At 75.1% G+C, this 17144-nt stretch carries 18 protein-coding genes and 1 riboswitch; of the genes, 10 read left to right on the forward strand and 8 right to left on the reverse strand.

The window, feature by feature from the left end:
• Complete coding sequence (locus ABD644_RS14565) at nt 1-1650, reverse strand: SpoIIE family protein phosphatase (RefSeq protein ID WP_344689657.1); 1650 nt, start codon at nt 1648-1650, stop codon at nt 1-3.
• Nucleotides 1651-1808: 158 nt separating this feature from the next.
• On the opposite strand from ABD644_RS14565, the gene ABD644_RS14570 reads away from it, so the two are divergent.
• Nucleotides 1809-2585 (forward strand): LamB/YcsF family protein, encoded by a 777-nt coding sequence (locus ABD644_RS14570; RefSeq protein ID WP_344689658.1) that lies wholly within the window; start codon nt 1809-1811, stop codon nt 2583-2585.
• A 1-nt stretch (nt 2586) separates the two neighbouring features.
• Here ABD644_RS14570 and ABD644_RS14575 read toward each other — a convergent pair whose 3' ends face one another.
• Nucleotides 2587-3327 carry a GAF domain-containing protein gene (locus ABD644_RS14575; RefSeq protein ID WP_344689659.1) on the reverse strand — a complete coding sequence of 247 codons (741 nt, stop codon included), beginning with the start codon at nt 3325-3327 and terminating at the stop codon, nt 2587-2589.
• Between the two features lie 71 nt (nt 3328-3398).
• On the opposite strand from ABD644_RS14575, the gene ABD644_RS14580 reads away from it, so the two are divergent.
• Together ABD644_RS14580 and ABD644_RS14585 are read left to right on the forward strand one after the other, a co-directional pair.
• Complete coding sequence (locus ABD644_RS14580; RefSeq protein WP_344689660.1) at nt 3399-4025, forward strand: 5-oxoprolinase subunit B family protein; 627 nt, start codon at nt 3399-3401, stop codon at nt 4023-4025.
• Nucleotides 4026-4877: a 5-oxoprolinase subunit C family protein gene (locus tag ABD644_RS14585; RefSeq protein WP_344689661.1), complete on the forward strand. Its 852-nt coding sequence runs from the start codon at nt 4026-4028 to the stop codon at nt 4875-4877.
• Nucleotides 4878-4967: 90 nt separating this feature from the next.
• Here the strand turns inward: ABD644_RS14585 and ABD644_RS14590 are convergent, their stop codons facing one another.
• From ABD644_RS14590 to glgA, 4 genes are all read right to left on the reverse strand, one after another.
• Nucleotides 4968-5741 (reverse strand): ABC transporter ATP-binding protein, encoded by a 774-nt coding sequence (locus ABD644_RS14590; protein ID WP_344689662.1) that lies wholly within the window; start codon nt 5739-5741, stop codon nt 4968-4970.
• A complete protein-coding gene (locus ABD644_RS14595) occupies nt 5738-6838 on the reverse strand; it encodes a FecCD family ABC transporter permease (protein ID WP_344689663.1) in 1101 nt (366 codons plus the stop codon). The genes ABD644_RS14590 and ABD644_RS14595 overlap by 4 nt, the downstream gene beginning before the upstream one ends.
• A 13-nt stretch (nt 6839-6851) precedes the next feature.
• Nucleotides 6852-7796, reverse strand: coding sequence for an ABC transporter substrate-binding protein (locus ABD644_RS14600; RefSeq protein ID WP_344689664.1), 945 nt, complete (start codon nt 7794-7796; stop codon nt 6852-6854).
• Nucleotides 7797-7849: 53 nt separating this feature from the next.
• Nucleotides 7850-7991, reverse strand: a riboswitch (adenosylcobalamin (AdoCbl) riboswitch).
• 28 nt (nt 7992-8019) lie between these two features.
• On the reverse strand, nt 8020-9192 hold the full coding sequence (glgA, locus tag ABD644_RS14605) for a glycogen synthase (RefSeq protein ID WP_344689665.1): 1173 nt from the start codon (nt 9190-9192) through the stop codon (nt 8020-8022).
• 155 nt (nt 9193-9347) lie between these two features.
• Here glgA and glgC point away from each other — a divergent pair, with 155 nt between their 5' ends.
• Nucleotides 9348-10568 carry a glucose-1-phosphate adenylyltransferase gene (gene glgC / locus ABD644_RS14610; protein ID WP_344689666.1) on the forward strand — a complete coding sequence of 407 codons (1221 nt, stop codon included), beginning with the start codon at nt 9348-9350 and terminating at the stop codon, nt 10566-10568.
• An 82-nt stretch (nt 10569-10650) separates the two neighbouring features.
• On the opposite strand, the gene ABD644_RS14615 is transcribed toward glgC, so the two are convergent.
• Nucleotides 10651-11307, reverse strand: coding sequence for an O-methyltransferase (locus ABD644_RS14615; RefSeq protein WP_344689667.1), 657 nt, complete (start codon nt 11305-11307; stop codon nt 10651-10653).
• A 213-nt stretch (nt 11308-11520) separates the two neighbouring features.
• Here ABD644_RS14615 and sigE point away from each other — a divergent pair, with 213 nt between their 5' ends.
• The 5 genes from sigE (at nt 11521) to ABD644_RS14640 (ending at nt 15280) form a co-directional block, all read left to right on the forward strand.
• A complete protein-coding gene (gene sigE, locus ABD644_RS14620; RefSeq protein ID WP_344689668.1) occupies nt 11521-12105 on the forward strand; it encodes an RNA polymerase sigma factor SigE in 585 nt (194 codons plus the stop codon).
• Nucleotides 12102-12680 carry an anti-sigma factor family protein gene (locus ABD644_RS14625; protein ID WP_344689669.1) on the forward strand — a complete coding sequence of 193 codons (579 nt, stop codon included), beginning with the start codon at nt 12102-12104 and terminating at the stop codon, nt 12678-12680. Before sigE ends, ABD644_RS14625 begins: the two co-directional genes overlap by 4 nt.
• A gap of 137 nt (nt 12681-12817) precedes the next feature.
• Nucleotides 12818-14254: a S1C family serine protease gene (locus ABD644_RS14630; RefSeq protein WP_344689670.1), complete on the forward strand. Its 1437-nt coding sequence runs from the start codon at nt 12818-12820 to the stop codon at nt 14252-14254.
• 53 nt (nt 14255-14307) lie between these two features.
• A complete protein-coding gene (locus tag ABD644_RS14635; RefSeq protein WP_344689672.1) occupies nt 14308-14661 on the forward strand; it encodes a twin-arginine translocase TatA/TatE family subunit in 354 nt (117 codons plus the stop codon).
• A gap of 145 nt (nt 14662-14806) precedes the next feature.
• On the forward strand, nt 14807-15280 hold the full coding sequence (locus ABD644_RS14640) for an SRPBCC family protein (RefSeq protein WP_344689673.1): 474 nt from the start codon (nt 14807-14809) through the stop codon (nt 15278-15280).
• A 78-nt stretch (nt 15281-15358) separates the two neighbouring features.
• On the opposite strand, the gene ABD644_RS14645 is transcribed toward ABD644_RS14640, so the two are convergent.
• Nucleotides 15359-16510 (reverse strand): Mrp/NBP35 family ATP-binding protein, encoded by a 1152-nt coding sequence (locus ABD644_RS14645; RefSeq protein ID WP_344689674.1) that lies wholly within the window; start codon nt 16508-16510, stop codon nt 15359-15361.
• 249 nt (nt 16511-16759) lie between these two features.
• Between ABD644_RS14645 and ABD644_RS14650 the strand changes: the two genes are divergently transcribed.
• A complete protein-coding gene (locus ABD644_RS14650; protein WP_344689675.1) occupies nt 16760-17119 on the forward strand; it encodes a hypothetical protein in 360 nt (119 codons plus the stop codon).
• Nucleotides 17120-17144 lie beyond the last annotated feature (25 nt).

The following is a 17144-nucleotide window of genomic DNA, read 5'->3' on the forward strand; positions in this document are numbered from 1 at the left end:
TCAGCAGCGCAGGGCGAGCACGGCGAGGTCGTCGGCGCCGTGCCGCGAACCGCGCACGTGCTGCTCGACGGCGATGTGCACCGCGGTCACGGCGCCGGCCGCCGTCACGAACCGGTGCTCGCCCAGCAGCGCCGACAGCCGCTCCTCCCCGAACTGGATCCCGTCGTCGTCGCGCGCCTCGGTGACCCCGTCGGTGTAGAGCACCAGCGTGCTGCCGCCCGAGAGCTCGACCGGGACCTCGACGTAGGTGGCGCCCGGTTCGACGCCGAGGGGGCGGCCGCAGACGCCGACCTCGGTCACGGACCCGTCGGCGGCGCGGAGCAGCGGCAGGGGGTGCCCGGCGACGACGACCCGCGCTCGGGTTCTGCCGGATCGGCGCTCGAGCACCAGGCAGGCAGCGGTGACGAACCGCAACCGCCGGCCGTCCTGCTCGCGCAGCAGGGCCTCGTTGACCGCGGTGAGGATCTCGGCCGGGCCGCCGCCCCAGGCTGCGGCCGCGCGGGCGGTGTGCCGGGTCATCGAGGTCAGCGCGGCCGCCTCCGCCCCGGTTCCGCACACGTCGGCGATCACCACCATCCACCGGCCGTCGGGCAGCGGCAGCACGTCGTAGGTGTCGCCGCCGACGATCACGCCGTCGGCCCCGGCGCGGTAGCGGGCGGCCAGCTGCACCCCGGGGATCGTGGGCAGGTGCGCCGGCAGCAGGCTGCGTTGCAGCGTGTCGGCGAGCTCCCGCAGCTCCGTCTCCGCACGCAGCCGGGCCAGGAACTGGCCGATCTGGCGGCCGGTGCCGGCCAGGACGTCGAGCAGTTCGGGCGGCACCGGGCGGCGCTCGCGTGAGAAGAGCTCGCAGACCCCGAGCAGGGTGTCCCCGTGCAGCACCGGGAAGGCGACGGCGGTGTGCAGGGCGTCCGCGCGCACGGCCTCCCGGCGCAGGACGCGGCTGTCGGCCCAGAGGTCTTCGACGAAGATCGGGGCGCGGTGCCGCCACACCGTCCCGGGTAGCCCCTCGCCCGGGACGAACGTGCGGAGGCGGGTGTCGGCCTGGAGCGCGGGCACCGCCAGACCGGGCGCCGACCAGGACGCGGCATGGGCGAGGCGGCTGCCGCAGGGCTCGGGCTGCCACAGGGTGGCGGCGTCCCAGTCGAGCTCGGCGCACAGGCTGGGCAGCAGCCGCTCGAAGGCGACGTCGGCGTCGGGGGCCTCGGCCAGCGCCGCGGTCACGCGCAGGGTCGCGCGCAGGTGGCGGTCCACCTCGACCTGCCGCTCGAGCCGGACCGCGGAGCTGACGTCGCGCAGGACCCCGACGACGACGCCCGCGCCGGGCGCGCCGTCCACGGCGGTGGCCGCGCCGTCGAGGGCCGACAGGCTCAGGTCGACGGTCAGCTCGGAGCCGTCGGCGTGCAGCGTGGGGAGCTGGGTCGTGGTGCCCAGCAGCTCGCCGGCGCCGGTCTCGAGAAACCGGGCCAGGCCCGCGCGGTGCGCCGCCCGGAACCTTTCGGGGATCAGCACGGTGAGCGGACGGCCACGGAGGACGGCGGGGTCGTGGCCGAGCAGGGTGTGCACGGCCGGGTTGGCGTACACGATCCGGCCCTCGGCGTCCGCGACGAGGACGGCGTCGGTCAGGGAGTGCACGATCGCGGGTGCGACCATGCCCGTCGTCGTCACCGAAGCGTTCCCCCTGCTCGTGCGTGACCGTCCCGTGACCCACCCTCCCACACGCACAGTGCTGTTCCGGACACGTCGAGTCGACATGTCGTCCTGTCGACACCGATCGCCGGACTCCCCGGAACCGGTGCGAGACTGCGGGCGTGAGCATCTCCGGGACGGGTCGGATCGACCTGAACGCCGACCTCGGCGAGGGCTTCGGGATCTGGCGGCTCGGCGAGGACGAGGCACTGCTCGACGTCGTCACCAGCGCGAACGTCGCCTGCGGCTTCCACGCCGGCGACCCGTCGACGATGCGCCGGGTCTGCGCCGGGGCCGCGCAGGTCGGCGTGACCGTCGGCGCGCAGGTGGCCTACCGGGACCTGGCCGGCTTCGGCCGACGCTTCGTCGACGTCGAGCCGGGCGAGCTCACCGACGAGGTGCTGTACCAGATCGCGGCACTGGACGGCATCGCCCGGACCACCGGGGGCCGCGTCGCCTACGTCAAGCCGCACGGGGCGCTCTACAACGCCACCGTCGAGCACGAGGCCCAGGCCCGCGCCGTCGTCGAGGCGGTGGTGGCCTACGACCGGGCGCTGCCGGTGCTCGGCCTGCCCGGCTCGGCGCTGCTGCGGGCGGCGGAGGCGGCGGGCCTGCGCCCGGTTCCGGAGGGCTTCGCCGACCGCGGCTACACCGCCGAGGGCTCGCTGGTGCGCCGCGGCGAGTCGGGCGCGCTGGTCCAGGACGCCGAGGCCGTGGCGGAGCGGGCGGTGCGGATGGCCCTCGAGGGGGTCGTGGTCGCCGTCGACGGGACGGCGCTCCGCGTGCCGGTCGAATCGGTCTGCGTGCACGGGGACACGCCCGGGGCCGCCGGGCTGGCGCGCGCGGTGCGTGCGGCGCTGGAGGCGGCTGGGGCGACGGTCGGTCCGTTCTCCGGGTGAGTCAGGTGACGCCCTGGTCGCGGTCACCGAGGTCGCGGGGGGTCAGCCGGCCGGCGAGGAGGTCCGCGGCGACGTCGTCCACCGTCCCGCCCGCCGCGTAGGCCGCTCCGCGCATCAGGTCCAGCGCCGTCGTCGCCCCGACCCCCAGCTCGACGCCGACCTTGCCCATCGCCTCCCACACCGCCGCCCGCCGCTGCGGCGTGGGGCCGTGCATCCACCCGGGGCCCTCGCCGGGCGACCACTCCGACCACACCGTCGCGTCGCCGAGCGCCGCGGTCACGAGCTCGCCGACCGCCAGGGACTCGAACACGTCGAGGTCGGGGACCCGGCGGTCGTCCTCGAAGAAGAGGGCGAGGGCCGCGGCGCCGGCCAGCGCCGGCTGCAACGGCAGGGTGACGACGGCGCGGAAGGGTGTCTGGGCGAGCAGCAGGTCGGCGAACACCGGCCACCTGCGCCGGAGGTCCTCCTCGACGGCGAAGACCGGCTGGCGTGTGCTGAGCGCCAGCATGCAGGGGCCCTCGCCGACGGTGAACTGCAGGTGCTCGGCGACCTCGACGTCCCGGTGGCTGGCGCCCAGGGGGACGCGCTGCGCGGTGGCGTCGACCAGGCTGATGGCTGCTCCGTCGACGTCGAGGACGTCGGCGCAGGCGCGGGCCAGCCGGACGGGCAGCAACTCCGGGCCCTCGACCTCCGGTCCGGCCGCTCCGGCGAGCGCGGTCTCGAAGCGAGCGGCGATGGTCACGCCTCATGATCGGCCGCGTCCGGGCCGCCCGCGATTCCGTCCCCGCCGGGGCGGTGACGGATCATGGACCGGTGACCATCGGCGCCGACCTGCACGTGTCGCCCTACGGCGACCGGGCGCTCCTGGTCGAGGTCGCCGACCTCGCCGCCGTGGCCGCGGTGACGGCGGCGCTGGAACGATCCCCCCTGCCCGGGCAGCGCGACCTCGTCCCCGCCGCGCGGACGGTTCTCGTCCACCTCGACCGACCGCCGGCCGAGACCGACGCCGCCGTGCTCCGGCGGCTGGCCACGGCTCCGGTGCCCGTCGTCTCCGCCCTGCCGCCGGTCGAGCTGCCCGTGGTGTTCGACGGCCCCGACCTCGCCGACGTGGCCGACCTCACCGGTCGGTCGGCCGCCGCGGTCGTCGCCGTCCTCACCGGGATCGAGCTCACCGTCGCCTTCAGCGGTTTCGCCCCGGGTTTCGGCTACCTGACCGGCCTGCCGGAGGAGCTGCACGTGCCGCGGCGGGCGACGCCCCGGACGCGGGTCCCGGCGGGAGCGGTCGGGCTGGCCGGGCCGTTCGCCGGTGCCTACCCGCGGGCGTCGCCCGGGGGATGGCAGCTGGTCGGGCGCACCGAGGCGGTGCTGTTCGACGTCGAGCGGGAGGATCCAGCGCTGCTGCGACCGGGCGCGCGCGTGCGGTTCCGGGAGGTGCGCTGAGTGCTGACCGTCCTCACCCCCGGGCCGCTGGCCACCGTCCAGGACCGCGGCCGGCCGGGCTGGGCCTCGATCGGCGTCCCGCGGTCGGGGGCGGCGGACGCGGCCTCGGCCGACCTCGCCAACCGGCTCGTCGGCAACCGGCCCGAGGCTGCGACCGTCGAGATCACCGCCGGCGGGCTGCGGGTGCGGGCCGACCGCACGGTCCTGGTCGCCGTCACCGGCGCCCCGGTCCCGCTGGACGTCGACGGCCGGCCGGCGCCGCTGAACGCGCCGGTGACGCTGCCGGCCGGCGCGGTGTTGTCGCTCGGGCTCCCGCGCGCCGGGCTGCGCTCCTATCTCGCCGTGCGCGGCGGCATCGACATCCCTCCTGTCCTCGGGTCGCGCAGCACCGACACCCTCTCGGGGCTGGGGCCCGACCCGCTCGCCACGGGCACGCGGCTGGCCGTGGGCGGCCTCGCCGCCGACGAGCCCGTCGTGGACGTCGCGGCCGTGCGGTTCCCGCCCGCGGACCCGGTGCTCCGGGTGCTGCCGGGGCCCCGCCGCGCGTGGCTCGACCCCTCGGCCTGGGCGGCGTTGACCACGCAGTCCTGGACGGTGACCGCCGACAGCGACCGGGTCGGGCTGCGGCTGGGCGGGCCACGGCTGCACCGCGTCCGCGACGACGAGCTGCCCAGCGAGGGGCTGGTCCCCGGTGCGCTGCAGGTGCCGCCCGACGGTGCGCCGGTCCTCCTCCTGGCCGACCACCCGGTCACGGGCGGCTACCCGGTGCTGGCGGTGGTCGTGACGGCCGACCTGCCCGCCGTGGCGCAGCTGCGCCCGGGGGACAGCCTGCGCTTCCGTCCGGCGCGATAGCGCGGGACCTGTCGCCGCGCTCGTGCGCATCGTTGCGGTTGTCAGCCCGCCATAACCGCGCTCGTGCGCATCAGCGCGTCGCTGGTCGGGCTACCGGACCGGCAGGACCGCGGGTCCGTGGGGTCCCTCGACGACCTGCGCGCGGGCCCCGTAGTACGTCTGCAGGGCCGCCGTCGTGAGGACCTCGGCGGGGGTGCCCTCGGCGGCCACCCGGCCCCGCGAGAGCAGGGCCAGCCGGTCGGCGTACTGCCCCGCCAGCGTGAGGTCGTGCAGCGTGCTGAGCACGGTCAGCCCGTCCTGCCGGCGCAGCCCGTCGACGAGGTCGAGCACCTGCTGGGCGTGGCCGAGATCCAGCGACGACGTCGGCTCGTCGAGCAGGAGCACCCGCGGCTGCTGGGCCAGCGCCCGCGCGAGGACGGCGCGCTGCTGCTCGCCGCCGGACAGGGTGCGCAGCGGCCGGCCGGCCAGGGCGCCGATCTCCAGCCGCTCCATGACGTCGGCCACCACCTGCCGGTCGACCGCACGCGGAGCCGACAGCAGAGCCCGGTGCGGGGTCCGGCCCAGCATCACGTAGTCCCGGGTCGAGACGCCCTCGGGCAGCACCGGCAGCTGCGGCGCGTAGGCCACCTGCCGGGCGCGCTGGCGCCGGGGCATGCCGCTGGTGTCGACCCCGTCGAGGCGGACCAGGCCCTCGTGCGGGTGCAGCCCGAGGATGCACCGCAGCAGCGTCGACTTGCCGGAGCCGTTGGGGCCGATGACGGCGAGCCAGCCGCCCGGCTCGACCGTCACCCGCACGGTGTCCAGCACGCGGGTGCGGCCGTAGGCGGCGGTGAGGCCGACGACCTCGATGCGCGCGCCGGTCACCGCCGCCTCGCCCCCATCCAGAGCAGGCCCGCGAAGAACGGGGCACCGATGAACGCGGTCACGACGCCGATGGGCAGCTCGGCCGGCGCCAGCACGGTGCGGGCCACCAGGTCGGCGAGCACCAGGAAGCCGCCACCGAGCAGGAGCGAGGCGGGCAGCACCAGGTGGTAGGAGCTGCCGATCAGCCGCCGGGCGACGTGCGGGACGACCAGGCCGACGAATCCGATCAGCCCGCTCACCGCGACGGCCGCCGCGGTCGCCAGGGAGGCGGCGACGATGACCAGCAGCCGCAGCCGGCCCGGGTGCACGCCGAGCGAGCGCGCCTCGTCGTCGCCGACCGCGAGCACGTCGAGCGCGCGGCCGCACAGCAGCAGGACGACGACGGCGGTGCCGAGGTAGGGCAGCACCAGGCCGACGTCGGACCACTGCGCCCGGCCCAGCTGGCCGAGCAGCCAGCCGTAGACCTCGCGCAGGTCCTCGGTGTTCTGCTGCTGGATGAGCGTCTGCCCCGCGGCGAGGAACGAGGCGACGGCGATGCCGGCGAGCAGCAGCGTGGCGCTCTGCGAGCCCCCGGCCGCCGTGCCCAGGGCCAGGGCCGCCCCGACGCCGAGCAGCGCACCGACGAACGCGGCCAGCGGGACGACGCCGACCGGCCCGAGCGACTGCGACGGGGCGTAGGCGATGACCAGGGTGGCGCCGAGCCCGGCCCCGGCGGCCGCGCCGAGCAGGTAGGGATCGGCGAGGGCGTTGCGGAAGACGCCCTGGTAGGCGGCGCCGGAGACGGCGAGCCCCGCCCCGACCAGGACGCCGAGCAGCACCCGCGGCAGCCGCAGCTCCAGCAGCACCGCCGCGCCGGTCGGGTCCAGCCCCCCGGCGATCTCCACGCCGGTGAGCGGGCCGAGCGCCCGGTCCAGCAGGGTGAGCACGACCGCGCCCGGGGGCAGCGGGAAGGCCCCGATCCACACCCCGGCCAGCACGGTGAGCACCAGCGCGAGGCCGGCGCCGCAGAGCACGAGGGCCGGGCGGAGGCGCCGCCGGGCGGGCGAGGGGTCCACCCCCGCCCGCCCGGCCCGTGCTCCGCGGAGCGTCACTGCCATGACCGCGTCGTCGTCAGCCGTTGAGGATCTCGGCGACGGACTCGGCGAAGTCGGCCACGCGCGGGCCCCAGCGCGAGGCGACGTCGTCGCTGGCGGCGAGCACGCGGCCCTCCTGGACGGCGGGCACCGTGTCGAACGCCGGCCGCTGCGCCAGGGCCTCGGCGGTCTGGTCGCAGCACACGGTGTCGGCCAGGACGATCAGGTCCGGTGCGGCCCCGACCACGTACTCCGCCGACAGCTGCGGGTACCCGGTCTCGGCACCCGGGGCCTCGTCGGCGATGTTCTCCAGGCCGAACAGCTCGTAGATGCCGCCGATGAACGTCGAGCTCGACGCGGAGTAGTAGGTCGGGTCCAGCTCGTGGTAGACGCTCAGGCCGGCCGCGGCACTGGCGGCCGAGTCGACCGCGGCCGCGATCCGGTCCTGCATGTCCTGGATCACCTTCGCGGCGTCGTCGGCGTGCCCGGTGGCCGCTCCGAGCGTCTCGAGCTGCTCGTAGCTGTCGTCGAGCGTGGCCGCGCCGTTCAGCAGCAGCGTCGGAACCGACAGCGCGTCGAGGGCGTCGACGATGCCGTTCATGTCGTCGCTGAGGACGACGAGATCGGGCTGGTAGGCGGCGACCGCCTCCGCGTTGGGGGTGAACGCCGACAGGTCGGTGATCGGGGCGTCCTCGGGGTAGTTGGACGTGCTGTCGACGGCCTCGACCTGCGGGCCGGCGCCGATCGCGAAGAGCATCTCGGTGGCGGTCGCCGACATCGACACGATCGACTCGGGCTGTTGCTCGAGGGTGAGCTCGCCGTCGTCGCCGGTGACGGTGACCGGGAACGGCTGCTCCTGGGCCGCGGCCGAGGTGCCGGTGTCCTCCTCGGTCGAGGAGGAACCGCCGCCGCAGGCGGTCAGGACCAGGAGGGCGGGCAGGAGCAGCGCGGCGGGACGGGACCGCCGTCGGGGGTGGGACATGGGAGCCTCCGGAGGGAGGCGGCGAAATCGCTCATGAGCGGACCCAGCGCTCGATGCGCGACCCTTGCCGCGAGGGTCGGAAACATGACGCAGGGCAGGCGATCTGGCTCAGGTTCTCGGAAGAACCCTCACAGTTGCGGGACAGCGCCGGGTTTGCACCGGACTTCGCTGCCGTTGCGTCACCGGCGCACGGGCCGGCGGGGGGAAGGTACCAGGGGCGCGGTCAGCGCCGGCCGCTCAGGACCCCGGAGTACACCTCGACGGTCTGCTGGGCGATCGCCGGCCAGCCGAACTCGGACAGCACCCGCTCCCGGCCGGCCGCGCCCATCGCGGCGGCGCGGCCGGGATCGAGGGCCAGCTCGGCGATCCGCGCCGCGAGCGCCCGCTCGAACGCCGCCGGGTCGGCCGGGTCGTAGGGCACCAGCAGGCCGGTGCGGCCGTCGTCGACGACCTCCGGGATGCCGCCGACGGCGCTGGCGACGACGGCGGTGCCGCAGGCGGCGGCCTCGAGGTTGACGATGCCGAGCGGCTCGTAGACCGAGGGCACCACGAACACGGTGGCCGCGGTGATCAGCGGGACGAGCTGCTCGCGCGGCAGCATCGCCTCGATCCAGACGACGCCGGTGCGCCGTGCCTGCAGCGCCGCCACCGCGTCGGCGACCTGCTGCCGCTCGGCCTCGGTGTCGGGTGCGCCCGCGCAGAGCACGAGGCCGACCTCCGGGGGCAGCTGCTCGGCGGCGGCCAGCAGGTGCATCACGCCCTTCTGGCGGGTGATCCGGCCGACGAACAGCGCGTACGGGCGGTCGAGGTCGACGCCCAGCGAGCGGACCACGTCGGGGGCGTCGACCGGCCGGTATGCCTCGGCGTCGACCCCGTTGCCCACCACGTGCACGCGCGCCGGGTCGAGGTCGGGGTAGGCGTCCAGGACGTCGGCCCTCATCCCGTGGCTCACCGCGATCACCGCGTCCGCCGCGAGGTACGCCGTCCGCTCCACCCAGGAGGAGAGCCGATAGCCACCGCCGAGCTGGTCGGCCTTCCAGGGACGGCGCGGCTCGAGTGAGTGCGCCGTCACCACGTGCGGCGCGCCGTGGACCAGCGAGGCCAGCAGCCCCGCGGTGTTGGCGTACCAGGTGTGGGTGTGCACGAGGTCGGCGCCGGCCAGGGCGGCGGCGATCTCGACGTCGACGCCCACCGCCTGCAACGCCCCGTTGGCGTCCTGGAGGTTGGCGGGGACGGGGTGGGCGAGCGCGTCGGGCCGGGGCCGACCGAAGCAGTGGACGTCGATCTCGGGCCCCGCCGGCAGGGAGCGCATCGCGGCCACGAGGTGCTCGATGTGCACCCCCGCCCCGCCGTAGACGTCCGGGGGCCACTCGCGGGTCACGATCCCGATGCGCATGGGGCGAGCCTATGGATTCCTGCAAGGTCGGCCTCCCTGCAGGGCCCCGGCGCGAGCGTGCGAGCGGTGGGGGGCAGGGAGGTCCTTCAGCCCTTGGGGGCGGATGAGCGACGCGAGGGAGGCAACCGACCCCGGTTACGGCTACGTTGCGTCACATGAGAGGCGGCCCACGGGTTCTCGGCATCGTCCTGGCCGGCGGTGAGGGCAAGCGGCTGGCCCCGCTGACGGCCGACCGGGCCAAGCCCGCCGTGCCGTTCGGCGGCAACTACCGGCTCATCGACTTCGTGCTCTCCAACCTCGTGAACGCCGAGATCCGGCAGATCGCCGTGCTCACCCAGTACAAGAGCCACAGCCTCGACCGGCACATCACCCAGACCTGGCGGATGTCGTCGCTGCTCGGCAACTACGTGACGCCGGTGCCGGCGCAGCAGCGACTCGGCCCGCGCTGGTACACCGGCAGCGCCGACGCGATCTTCCAGTCGCTGAACCTGATCTACGACGAGCGACCCGAGATCGTCGTCGTCTTCGGCGCCGACCACGTCTACCGGATGGACCCGGGGCAGATGGTCGACCAGCACCTGCAGACCGGCGCCGGGGTCACCATCGCCGGGCTGCGCGTGCCGCGTCGCGAGGCGACCGAGTTCGGCGTCATCGACGCCGACGCCGACGGCAAGGTGCGCGGGTTCCTGGAGAAGCCGGCGGACCCGCCCGGCCTGCCGGACTCGCCCGAGGAGAGCTTCGCCTCCATGGGCAACTACGTCTTCACGACCGACGCGCTGCTCGAGGCGCTGCGCGCCGACGCCGAGGACGAGAACTCGGTGCACGACATGGGCGGCTCGATCATGCCGATGCTGGCCTCGGCCGGTGACGCCTGGGTCTACGACTTCTCGACCAACGTCGTCCCCGGCACGACCGAGCGCGACCACGGCTACTGGCGGGACGTCGGCACCATCGACTCCTACTTCGAGGCGCATATGGACCTGGTGTCGGTGACGCCGGTCTTCAACCTCTACAACGACCGCTGGCCGATCTTCACCCTCCCGCCGCAGCTGCCCCCGGCCAAGTTCGTGCTGGGTGGCCGCGCGGAGGAGTCGATGGTCAGCGCCGGCGCGATCATCGGCGGGGGCTCGGTGCACAACTCGGTCGTCTCGCCGGGGGTGCGGGTCGAGCGCGGCGCCCGCGTCGAGGACAGCGTCCTGATGGACGGCGTGTACATCGGCGAGGGCGCCTACGTCCGGCGGGCGATCCTGGACAAGAACGTCGTCGTCCCGCCCTGGGCGCGGATCGGCGTCGACCACGCCGCCGACCGGCGCAACTACCACGTCAGCGAGGGCGGCGTCGCCGTGCTCGGCAAGGGCGCCCGCGCCGTCGTGTAGCGGCGCAGCTCCGTGTGCCGTTCGGCCCCGTCCAGGGCACCGCCCTGAGCCTGCGAAGGGCGGGGAGGACGGGGTCCTCTTCCTAGGCGCGCTTGCTGGCCACCAGGAGGCCGGCGCCGATGGGCAGCACCGCCGACAGCAGGGTCTCCTCCTCGCGGACGGCCCGCGCCACCTCGCGCCACGCGACCGTCTGCGGGTCCCGGGCGGTGCGGTCGGCGACCCGCCCGTCCTGGAGCAGGCCGTGGCAGACCAGCGTGCCCCCGACCCGCACCAGGCCCAGCACCTGGGCCAGCTGCTCGCTGTACTCCCGAGGCTGACCGGCGCACACGACCATGTCGTAGGCACCCGAGGACAGCCGGGGGAGGACCTCCGCCGGTGTGCCGAAGATCAGCCGTGCCCGGCCCGACGCCACGCCCGCGTCGGCGAACGCCTTGCGCGCGGCGCGCAGCTGCTCGGGGTCGCCGTCCAGAGCCGTGAGGACGCCGTCGGCCCGCATGCCGCGCAGCAGCCAGAGCCCCGCCAGCCCGCCACCGCTGCCGATGGACACCACCGACCGGGCCCCGACGCCGGCGGCCAGCACGGCCAGGGTCGCGCCCACCGCCGGCTCGACCGGGGGCGATCCGGGCAGGTGGAAGGCGCGGTTGCGCGCCGCCGTCATCTCGGGCGACTCGGTGGCGAATCGGTCGGCGTAGGCGGCGCCGTCGGTGCCGCCGGAGGACGGCGGTCGGTCGGCGCTCATCACCGGCCGAGGGTAGTGGCCGGAGCTGTGGGAGCGGCGTCGGGCGGTACCGGGTCGCCCGCCCGGCTGTGAATCGGCTGGGAACCGGCCGGCCCGGGAACACGGGTGCGTACGCCGTCCGTTGATCACGGTGTGCGCCTGAAGCGAGACGCGTCTGCCCGACCCGACGACGCCGGAGGGGTCGCGAGCGCTGGCGTCTGCGATCCTCTAGGGGTGTCCGAACCGGTCGTGCGCCCCGAGTCCGAGGGCTGGGTGGCGCCCACGTGGGAGCAGGTCGTCCGCGACCACTCCGCGCGGGTCTACCGGCTGGCCTACCGGCTCTCGGGCAACCCGCAGGACGCCGAGGACCTCACGCAGGAGACGTTCGTCCGTGTCTTCCGCTCCCTGGCCGACTTCTCGCCCGGCACCTTCGAGGGCTGGCTGCACCGGATCACCACGAACCTGTTCCTCGACATGGTCCGGCGCCGGCAGCGGATCCGCTTCGACGCGCTGCCCGAGGACACCGAGCGGCTGCCCGGCACCTCGCCGAGCCCGGAGCAGGTCTACAGCGACACGCACCTCGACCCGCAGATCCAGGCGGCGCTCGACGCGCTCTCCCCGGAGTTCCGCGTCGCCGTCGTCCTGTGCGACATCGAGGGTCTGACGTACGAGGAGATCGCTGCGACCCTCGGGATCAAGCTCGGCACCGTCCGCAGCCGCATCCACCGCGGGCGCGTCCAGCTGCGGCAGGCGCTGGCCCACCTCGCCCCCCGCGCGGGTGCCGCGAACGCGACGATGCTCGGCGGGGAGGGCGCATGAGCATTCCCGAGAGCCACCTGGCCCAGGAGGCCATCGCGGCACTCGTCGACGGGGAACTGACGGCCGGTCCGGCCGGCCGCGCCGCCCGGCACCTCGCCGGCTGCCTGCAGTGCCGCATGGCCGTGCAGGCGCAGCGCGAGGCGAAGGCGGCGCTGCACGACAGCGCCGAGGTGGCCGTTCCCGGTGACCTGATGTCGCGGCTGTGCGCCATCCCGTTCACCACCGACGTCGCCGGCCCCGGCGGCGGCACGCTCTCGGCCGGTCCCGGGGGGCTCACCGTCACCGGCGCCACCGGGTCCTGGTCGGTCGACCTGACGCCCCGGCGTCGCGAGCACCACGCCCACTCGGCCCGCTGGCTGCGCCGCGGTCTCACCGGCACGCTCGTCGGTCTCGGCGTGGGGGTCACCGCGCTCGCGCTCAACCTGCCGCCCGGTGAGGCCGCCCCCGGCCGCGTCCCCACCGGCCCGGTCGCCGGCCCGTCGGCACCGGAGCGGCACACCGAGGTGGTGCCGCCCGTGATCCGGACCGTGACCGTCGGCACGAGCGGCCTCAGGGATCGGGACGGAACCCCCTGAGCACCTCCGACGACCCCACCTCCGCCGCCGGTCGGGCGGCCGGCAATGACGCCGGGCGCTCGTCCGATGCCGCGTTCGTCCGCCCCGACGGCCACGACGGCCCGTTCGCCCCGCCCGCGCGCCTCGAGCCCCGGCCGGTGTCGGCCCCGCGGCCCAGCGACGGGCAGCGGGCCGCGTTCGGCCGCCCCACGACGGTGGACGGCGGGTTCGCCGACGACCGCCCGCTGCCGCCGCGCCGCCCCGTACCCCCGCCTCCGCCCGAGGCGCTGCTGCGCGCGTTCGGCCCCCGCACCGGCCAGACCGGCCTGCAGGACCCGCCCGGCGGGCGGCCCGGCCGGCGCCGCACCGCCAGCGGACCGTGGTGGAAGCCCGACGCCCGCAGCGACCCCTGGCGCGACCCCGACGCCCCGGCGGGCCTGGGCGCGCCCGCGGTGTACGAGGAGGACGACGAGGACCAGCCCGGCCCGGTGGTCACCGACCCGAAGGGCCGCAAGCGCCTGCGGCTGCGCGACCTGTCCATCCGGCTCTCGGCGCTGGTGGTGTTCGCCGTCCTGCTGGTCGGCCTGCTCGGCGGCGGCGTCGGCTACTACCTGACCCGCGAGAACTCCGAGACGCCGCTGTTCGCCCCGGGCACCCAGCTCTCCGAAGTCGACGCGGGGGTGGCTCGGGAGCCCGGGTCGGTGGCCGACATCGCCGATCGGGTCACCCCGACCGTCGTCTCGATCGAGGTCCGCGTCGGCGAGGTCGGCGCCACCGGTTCCGGCGTCGTCATCGAGGGCGAGAACGGCTACATCGTCACCAACAACCACGTCGTCTCCGGCGCCGACGGCGTCGACGGCGCCGAGATCCGCGCCGTCTTCTCCGACGGCAGCGGCTCGGCGGCGCGCATCGTGGGCCGGGACCCGGCCAGCGACATCGCCGTCCTCAAGGTCGAGAAGCCCGGTCTGGTCACCGCGCAGCTGGGCAACTCCGACGACGTCGTCGTCGGCGACCCCGTGGTGGCCATCGGCTCGCCGCTCGGGCTGGCCGGCACCGTCACCAGCGGCATCGTCAGTGCGCTCGACCGCCCGGTTCGGCTCTCCGGCGAGGGCAGCGACACCAACGCCGTCATCAGCGCGGTCCAGACCGACGCACCGATCAACCCGGGCAACTCCGGCGGTGCCCTCGTCGACGCGACCGGCGCGCTCATCGGCATCAACACGGCGATCGCCTCGGTCGGTGGCGGCAGCGTCGGGCTCGGCTTCGCCATCCCGATCGACACCGTCCGCGACATCGCCGAGCAGCTCATCGACGACGGTGAGGCCGTGCACGCCTCGCTCGGCGTCAACGCCCGGTCGGTCACCGACGGCACGCGTGACGGCGCCCTGGTGCTCAACGTCGAGCCCGGCAGCCCCGCCGAGGCGGCCGGCATCGAGGAGCAGGACATCGTCATCGCCGTCGACGGCGAGCCGGTCGGCAGCTCCGAGGAGCTCGTGGTCGCCGTCGACGCGTTCGAGCCGGGGGACACGATCACCATCGAGGTCGTCCGCGGCGGTGGCTCGCGCGAGGTACAGGCGACCCTCGAGGCCGCCTAGCCCGCTTACCCTGAGAGCGGCGCACCCGCGCCCGGCGAGAACAGGAGGGGTGCGTGTTCGACTCGATCGGCTGGGGCGAGATCATCGTGCTCGCCCTCGCCGCGCTGTTCATCTTCGGTCCCGAGCGCCTGCCCTCCCTGGCCAAGGACGCCGCGACCGGCCTCAAGAAGGTGCGGTCGGCGGTCACCGGCGTCCGGCAGCAGGTGAACGAGTCACTGGGCGACGACCTGCCCGAGCTGCGCGACCTCGACCTGCGCAAGTACCACCCGAAGACCTTCATCCGCAGCCAGCTCTTCGAGGACGACGAGCCGGAGACGCCGACCGTGCACCGCAGCGGCGCGACCGCGGCGCCCGCCCGCCCCCGCGACCACGCCACGCCACCCCCCTTCGACGCCGACGCGACCTGATCTGCGATGCCCCCCGTCGCCCTCCGGGCGACACCGCGGCCAGGTGCCGTCCCGGCCGTCGCTGAGCCCTTTCGCCCACTCCTCGCGGAGGCCTCCGGCCCCCACTCGTCGGGACAACGCTTGGCCTTGCGAATACCGTCGACCCGTGACCGAGCAGCTGATCTCCGAGAGCATCACCGTCGACGCGCCGCCGGCCGTGGTGTTCGCGATCCTCGCCGACCCGCGCCAGCACTCCCGCATCGACGGTTCGGGCTCGGTCGGGTCGGTGATCGGCGGCCCGGCCACGATCACCGCCAAGGGCCAGACCTTCACCGTCCGCATGAAGCTGTTCGGCGTCCCGTACCTGATCCGCAACCGCGTCGTGGAGTTCGAGGCCGACCGGCGGATCGCCTGGCGGCACTTCACCGCCAACCGCTGGCGCTACGAGCTCGCGCCCACGGCCGACGGCGGGACGACGGTGACCGAGACGTTCGACATGTCCCGGGCCAACGCCCCGACCGACTTCTTCGTGCGCCGGGCGAAGTTCCCCGAGCGCAACCGGGAGGGCATCCGCGCGACCTTGCAGCGCCTGAAGCAGGCGGCGGAGGCCGACGCGGTGGAGTCCGCCGGCCAGGCCTGACGGCCGCTACCGGGGTGCAGTTCGCGCTCCAGGGGTCCTGCAGGACCCCTGGACCGCGAACTCGGCCCCCGGAGGGAGCTAGTGCCGGACGGGGGTGAGCCCCAGCGACATCCCGGACAGGCCACGCTGGCGGACGGCGAGACCCTCGGCGATCTTCTCGAGCGCCTGGGCCGCGGCCGACTCGGGCTCGGCGAGCACGATCGGCGCACCGGCGTCGCCGGCCTCGCGCAGCCGCGTGTCGAGCGGGATCTGGCCGAGCAGCGGCACGCGCGCGCCGAGCGTGCGGGTGAGCGCGTCGGACACCGCCTCGCCACCGCCGGAGCCGAAGACCTCCATGCGGGAGCCGTCGGGCAGGTCGAGCCAGCTCATGTTCTCGACGACGCCGACCACCTGCTGGTGGGTCTGGGTGGCGATCGCGCCGGCCCGCTCGGCCACCTCGGCGGCGGCGAGCTGCGGCGTCGTCACCACGAGGATCTCGGCGTTGGGCACCAGCTGCGCCACCGAGATGGCGACGTCACCGGTGCCGGGCGGGAGGTCCATGAGCAGGACGTCGAGGTCGCCCCACCAGACGTCGGCGAGGAACTGCTGCAAGGCGCGGTGCAGCATCGGGCCACGCCACACGACGGGGGTGTTGCCCGGGGTGAACATGCCGATCGAGATGACCTTCACGCCGTAGGACTGCGGCGGCATGATCATGTTGTCGACCTGCGTGGGCTTGTCGTCGACGCCCAGCATCCGCGGCACCGAGTGGCCGTAGATGTCGGCGTCCACGACACCCACCGCGAGCCCGCGCTTGGCCAGCGCCGCGGCCAGGTTGACCGTGACCGACGACTTGCCGACGCCACCCTTGCCCGAGGCGACGGCGTACACGCGCGTCAGCGAACCGGGCTGGGCGAAGGGGATGACCGGGTCGGCGGCGTCGGTGCCCCGCACGGTGCGGCGCAGCTCGGCGCGCTGCTCGTCGTTCATGACGTCGAGGACGACCGACACCGAGGTCACGCCGGGGACGGCGGAGACCGCCTGCGTGACCCGGTTGGTGATCGTCTCGCGCATCGGGCAGCCGGAGACGGTCAGGTAGACCTCGACCCGCACCGAACCGTCGGCGCCGATCTGCACGTCCTTGACCATGCCCAGCTCGGTGAGAGGGCGGTTGATCTCGGGGTCCTGCACGGTGGCCAGAGCCGCGTTCACGGCGTCGAGCGCCGGCGCGGCGGTCACGGGGTCGGACATCGTTGCGTGTGTCTCCTTCGACGGGGAACCCGCGTCCGGGGCGGCCGGGAACGGCAGCGACCTGCGCGATCGGGTCGCCTTCCACTGTACGGCGGGTGTCCGCCGGCGCCGCCGCCGGCAGAGTGATCTGCTCCGCACGCCGTCTGAGGCCCTCAGACGCGCCAGCCCCTCCCTCAGACACCTCCAGGGCCGGAGAACTGCGCGATCGGCCGATGCCCGAGGCTGCCCCTCACGACGAGCGTCGCCGCCATGACGACGACGATGCTCGACACCGGCACCACCCGGACTCCTTCCACCGACGCCCTCCGCCTCGTCGTGGACGCCGTCCTCCTCTCCGCGGCGACCGACGACGACACCGACCGGTACTCCGGCCACCTGCCCGCGGGTCGGGCGTTGCTCTCCCTGGCCACGCTGGCCCGGCGAGCGGCCGCTGCTCTCGGCACGGAGCCCGGGGTCACGCTCACCACCGCGCCGGGCATCGTGGTGCAGCGCGAGCTCGCCGCCGCCGCGCGGCTGCTGGACGAGGCGGCCGAGGCCGCGCACGGCGAGTCCTGGGAGATCGCCGACCTGCTCGTACGGGCCGAGCGCGTGCAGGCGCAGCTGCGCTGATCCCCTCGGACGGCGGCGGCCATGA

It is taken from the genome of Blastococcus jejuensis (assembly GCF_039534705.1).
GTDB lineage: Bacteria > Actinomycetota > Actinomycetes > Mycobacteriales > Geodermatophilaceae > Blastococcus_B > Blastococcus_B jejuensis.

Excerpts from the sequence above, each read along its gene's own strand:
- ABD644_RS14565 (WP_344689657.1), bottom strand. The coding sequence starts at position 1,650 with ATGGTCGCACCCGCGATCGTGCACTCCCTGACCGACGCCGTCCTCGTC.
- glgA (WP_344689665.1), bottom strand. The coding sequence starts at position 9,192 with ATGCGCATCGGGATCGTGACCCGCGAGTGGCCCCCGGACGTCTACGGC.
- ABD644_RS14645 (WP_344689674.1), bottom strand. The coding sequence starts at position 16,510 with ATGTCCGACCCCGTGACCGCCGCGCCGGCGCTCGACGCCGTGAACGCG.
- ABD644_RS14615 (WP_344689667.1), bottom strand. The coding sequence starts at position 11,307 with ATGAGCGCCGACCGACCGCCGTCCTCCGGCGGCACCGACGGCGCCGCC.
- ABD644_RS14650 (WP_344689675.1), top strand. The coding sequence starts at position 16,760 with ATGACGACGACGATGCTCGACACCGGCACCACCCGGACTCCTTCCACC.
- ABD644_RS14595 (WP_344689663.1), bottom strand. The coding sequence starts at position 6,838 with ATGGCAGTGACGCTCCGCGGAGCACGGGCCGGGCGGGCGGGGGTGGAC.
- ABD644_RS14600 (WP_344689664.1), bottom strand. The coding sequence starts at position 7,796 with ATGTCCCACCCCCGACGGCGGTCCCGTCCCGCCGCGCTGCTCCTGCCC.
- ABD644_RS14625 (WP_344689669.1), top strand. The coding sequence starts at position 12,102 with ATGAGCATTCCCGAGAGCCACCTGGCCCAGGAGGCCATCGCGGCACTC.
- glgC (WP_344689666.1), top strand. The coding sequence starts at position 9,348 with ATGAGAGGCGGCCCACGGGTTCTCGGCATCGTCCTGGCCGGCGGTGAG.